Source organism: Chryseobacterium sp. A321, assembly GCF_054489265.1.
On record NZ_JBTMWZ010000002.1, the window covers coordinates 1 to 5,535 of the forward strand.

Sequence of the window (5,535 nt, forward strand, 5' to 3'; positions counted from 1 at the left end):
TGGGCAAGGCAGTCTAAGCCACATTACGAATTTGCATTCATGCGATATGGATAATTCTCAACTTTAAAATAATTTTTACTATTAATTGTCAAAATTATATTAACTTTATAAAAAAAAATTAATAAAAATAGATTAGGTGTGAGTGAGTTCATAATTGCGATTGTAACAATTACGTTCTGAAAATATTTTCCAGCATTTATATTTCAGTAACACTCTAGTACCTTCTTGAGAATTAATAATAACCTTGAAAAACAATCACAATGAATTCATTTGCTTTACAATACATCAAAAAGTTCGTCTATCCTTTTATAATTGTTTGTATGGTAATTCCTGGTCAATTCCAAACTCAAACAAGACCACTGCCCAAAACTTTATTTTCACCCAACATATCAAGCTTAGGCCAATATAGTGATGTTCCAACTGATTTATCGACTGGAAAAGCAAACGTAGCTATTGATTTGTATCAATTCAATGAAAGCAATATTCCTTTGGAAATTAAGTTAAGATATGATACAGGAGGAGTTCGTGTTGGTGATGTTTCAGGTTGGGTAGGTCAAAATTGGACCCTTGAAGCGGGAGGAGTGATCACTAGAGTTGTTCGCGGATCAAGTTTCGACGAAAAGTTCACTGCTGATATCCCTAACGGAGCCTCACATTGGGGAAATGCAAGCGGCTACTTCTATTACACTTCAGCTTTGAACACGACACAGTGGAATAATCCAACTTATATGAAAAGTACCATTCGAGCAGGTGGGCAAACAAATGGTGCCAAACCAGCGGTGGATCTAGAACCTGATCTTTTCATTTTCAATTTTATGGGATATAGTGGAAAGTTTTTTCTCGGATCCGATGGGGAATGGAAAGTCTCTTCTTCGGATAACCTTAAAATCGATATTCAGATGAGCGATAAAGTTGTGCCAATGGACTTTCCAGCCACGAACAACTTTAATCAGCGACTTTTTCCGAAAGTATTGAATAAAATAACGATTACGGACGACAAAGGAAACCGATTCGTTTTTGGAGGAAAACATTCTGCGATCGAATACAACTTTCCTGACTTTTTCAACCAACTAGTAAATCCTGTGGTTTCAAGTGCGTGGCACTTGTCAGAGGTTTTTAATCGTCAGGGTGAACTAATCTATTCATTCAATTATGAACAAGGAGATTATTCTGCCATGTTTTATCCTACAAATTCATTTAGCAATTTTTCAAAGACTTTTCAAGGGGATATTTTTAATCCCAGTCTCGGGTGTACTTATGGCACCGCTTTTTCAAACAAAGTCAGAGCTAAAGGACAGTTAATTATTCCCACCTTTTTAAAATCAATTAAAACGCGAGCACAAAAAGAAGTTATTTTAACTTCCACCAATTCAAACGCTTTAAAATACCAATTCAATAGTGGAGATGTGCCAATCGACAACGTGATGCGAGATGTAGATGATATACTGGTGGCCAGTTCTCCAAATGGTGCTGCCGTTGAAGATGCAATGTTTTACTATTCTAAACGGTTATTAAATGGTGTGACACCAAATCCCGAAATTTCTACGGCTACGTGGAGCACATATTTCAATTCGTTAAAATGGAAAAAATTAGATCGCATTCAAGTAAAAAGCAGCAAAGGAGAAATTATAAAAAGGATAGACTTCTCTTATAACAACATACCTAATTCAAGGTTGAAATTGGAAATGTTAACAGTTGATTTGGAAGAAAAGTACGCCTTCAGATATAATGAATTTGAGGATCTACCAAGGTATTTATCAAGTAATATTGACCATTTTGGATATTTTAAATCTACTCCGTTCACCTTAGACTACAATCATCCGGAATTACATGAAGCATCACGAGCAACAGATCCCAATCGCGTTGGTTACGGTAGTCTCGCCTCAATACGATTTCCTATGGGTGGCTATAGGCTTTTCACATACGAACCGCATACCTACTCCAATTCAGTAAATCATCATGGAACTCTAGTGCCAGACCAGGGAGTTATAGGTGGCTTACGCATTAGAAAAATAATTGACCTTACTGAAGATTTACAAAAAACGGAAAGAGAATTTCAGTATACGGTTTCAATTGATTCTCCGATTTCTTCTGGCATTCTACTCCAAAAAAATGTGTATTATATTAAGAACTACTTAATTCCAAGCGAAAACAATGTACCTTATTATGAAACTAATTTCAATATAAGTAGCGTAATTCCATTGTCAAATTCACTTGGCCCAAACATTCAATATAGTTCTGTTATTGAAAAAAGAGCAAACCAAGGTTATTTTCTCTTTAATTATACGACTTATGCGGATTTTCCTGATGCCGGAAATAGCGGTCAACTTGGCCAAGAAGTATCAGTTTTTGAACCACATAATGACTATTCTTATAAGCGAAGCTTATTGAAATCAAAGAAAACTTATAATTCAGTAAATCTTCTTCTTGAAGAAGACCTATACAATTATGCAGAAACAGTCCCAAAAAGTGTAAGAGCATTAAGTTTTAAATACTTTCTCGTTTGTCCAATTTCTTCAGGGCAAGCTCAAGAATACCTAATAGCAGGGAATGCATATGAAATGTTTTTTTCGGATTACAACCTTATCTCAATAGATAAACGTGTGCATCATGGTTCTGAATCTATCAACTTCACCAACACCTATAATTATCAAGATTTAGGCACTTTTGGAGATCAACTTTTAAGGCAAGAACGAAGACAAAATAGTGATGGGCAGTGGGATCAAAACAATTATTTATATGTTAATGATCATAGCAATGTTCAACCTTATACCTTCTTAAACTCAAAACGTGTATTTGCTATAACAGATATCTCAAAATCAAAGAATCAATTTGTAGCATACAAACAAAAAACAAATTATGGTACTGCTTCCGTCTTAAATGAAAATGGAACTTTTGGCGAAGACATATATCCAATTGCCGAACTTTCTGCAAAAGGTGAGAACCCATATGTAAGTAAAATATGGTACGATTGGTACGACTCTTATGGTAATCTAATTAAGTCCCACAATGAATCAGGTCAATATCTTTACACTTTTTACGGCTATAAAAGTAGATTTCCAATCGTCCAAATTCAAGGACTACAAATAGCGAATGAAGGTAGTCTTATTATACAAGTAAATAATCTAAAATCCATGTTAATTAATGGTGGTACGTCTACTCAAATTGAAAGTCTTCAGAATTCCATTCGGAAGGGGTTCCCAACTCATAAAATGATTTTCAACACCTTTGATGAAGATTTTGAAGTTACAAGCAGCGCAATGTTTCAAAATGGAGAAACGGAATATTATGAGTACGATCAGAAAGGCCGACTAACTTTAGTGGAGGATTTTGATAAAGTCCCCACAAAGAAAATTAATTATCAAATTTCAAGTCGCCAGCCCGAACCCATTTACATGAACCAAACTAAGTCTGCAAAATATGCTAGGCAAAATTGCCCTATGAATTTCTACGGCACTACAGTGAACTATATCGTTGAACAAGGAAAACATTTTTCATTTGAAAGTTTAAATGATGCAAATTCTAAAGCGCAGACTGATTTGTATCAAAACGGGCAGGATTATGCCAATGCGAATGGCACATGTGTAAGTTTCAACTGTAGCATAAGTGGAATGACTAGTTATCCACCGTATAATTACGGTTCTATCTCTATCTTAAGTGCAAATTTAACATACAGGGTGCAAGTGGGCTTTACAACAGGAACTGGATTGCCTTGGCAAACGACAGGTGTCGTGATCGCCAGAATTAATGGCACTTGTCGTCCCTCCGTTGTGAGAAACTCGTCTGCCTATAGTAAAGGGATTTGGACAATTACAATTACACCCGATGGGTATATCAGAGCGAAATTGGCAAGCACAGGAAGTGGAGCACCAACAATAGCTGATAATTTACCAATCGATCTCGATTTTCAATTCCCAAGCAATTAGAATTATGAAAAATATCCAGACTATACTTCTATTCCTTTTCGCTTTTATGCCTGCATTGGTGGATGCCCAGTTTGTTAATTTTGAAAAATCGTTCAATTGGAATGTTTTCACTGAACTTAATATTGGAGGCGGAGGAAGTGTGAAATTAACCGTTGACAATAACATTCTATCCTTAAATTTCAATGCTGGTTTCGCTACATCGAAATTGAAATCAGGATTTGTTACAAATACAACATATCCAGGTATTTTGCCTGATACTGAAATTCCTATTCCGTCAAACCATTTTTTTAGCGATAAAGGGTACCGTTTTTACATTGAAAATAATGCTATTTACATTCTATGGACAAATCCAGTTGCTTTGTCAAGTTTTAGTGGGACTTTAAGCATTAATTTGAATGCCCCCCAACCAATACCTCAGCCTGATCCGGGCGAGTATGATGCATTTTCACAAAACTTTATCCAAATTACAGACTATTTAAGCCCTCTAGGCGAAACTTCAGAAAAACGTGTCTCTATCGTCTATTTCGATGGATTAGGAAGAGAGCTGCAAAGGATACAAAAGAAGCAAACACCAAGTCAAAAGGACCTTGTTACACCTATCGAATATGATGCATACGGAAGACAAGCTAAAGATCATTTACCCATACCTACCGATAGAAATACGGGACTACGAGTAAATCCTCAAAAATTAGCCCTTGCATCAAATGTTACCTATGGGAATGAACCAGCCTTTTATGAGAGAGGATACGAGGACTCCCCTCGAGACCTAGTGATTATTACAGGATCTCCAGGTAACACTTGGAAAATTGGAGGTGGACATGAAAAAAGATTTGCCTACGAGCATAATGAATTATCAGATGCAGTAAAAAGTTTTAAAATAACCAGTTCTCAAGCCACAGACATATATTTGTCGAATTTGTCTTTTAACGGCTTCTATCCAGTAGGGGCTTTACAAAAAGTAGTAACAAAAGATGAAAATTGGAGTCCGATTCAACCATTAAAACACATAGTAATCACATTTTTAGATAAGGCGGGCAGACTACATTTAAAGCGAGAGTATAGTACTACTGTACCAATGGATACCTATTATCTTTATGACGAATTCGGGAATCTTACTTTCGTTATACCTCCCAAAGCATCAGAATTAACCAAATCACAAGTCACTGGAACCTTTTCCCAAGCCATCCTCGATGAACTAATTTACCATCATTATTACGATACAAGAGACCGTCTAGTGGAACAGAAAATGCCGGGTCAAGGAACAAAGTATTTTATATACGATTTGCAGAACCGCCTTATTATGACCCAAGATTCCAATCAGAAGGCACTAGGGCTTTGGTTTTTTAATAAATTTGATTCTGATTCTCGTTTGGTCTATTCTGGTTTTACAAATAGTGGTAGCAACACAAGAGTACAAGTTCAGAATGCAGCCAACGCAGCCTTATCGCAAGGGGATCAAGTGGAGAGGGTATCAAGCACACCTTTATTGTCTAATGGTTTCTCTGTTTACTATACGAATACCGTATTTCCAACTAACATATATTCACTGCTATCAGTCAATTACTTTGATACATATCCACCAGGTACGCCAACTGTTCCGAGTGTTATT

Annotated in this window: 2 protein-coding genes; both read left to right on the forward strand. The window is 36.3% G+C overall.

What is annotated here, in order from left to right:
• Nucleotides 1-260 precede the first annotated feature (260 nt).
• Complete coding sequence (locus ACX3PZ_RS10555; protein WP_459112759.1) at nucleotides 261-3,926, forward strand: DUF5977 domain-containing protein; 3,666 nt, start codon at nucleotides 261-263, stop codon at nucleotides 3,924-3,926.
• A 4-nt stretch (nucleotides 3,927-3,930) separates the two neighbouring features.
• A partial coding sequence (locus ACX3PZ_RS10560) for a DUF6443 domain-containing protein (RefSeq protein ID WP_459112760.1) occupies nucleotides 3,931-5,535 on the forward strand: 1,605 nt, incomplete at its 3' end.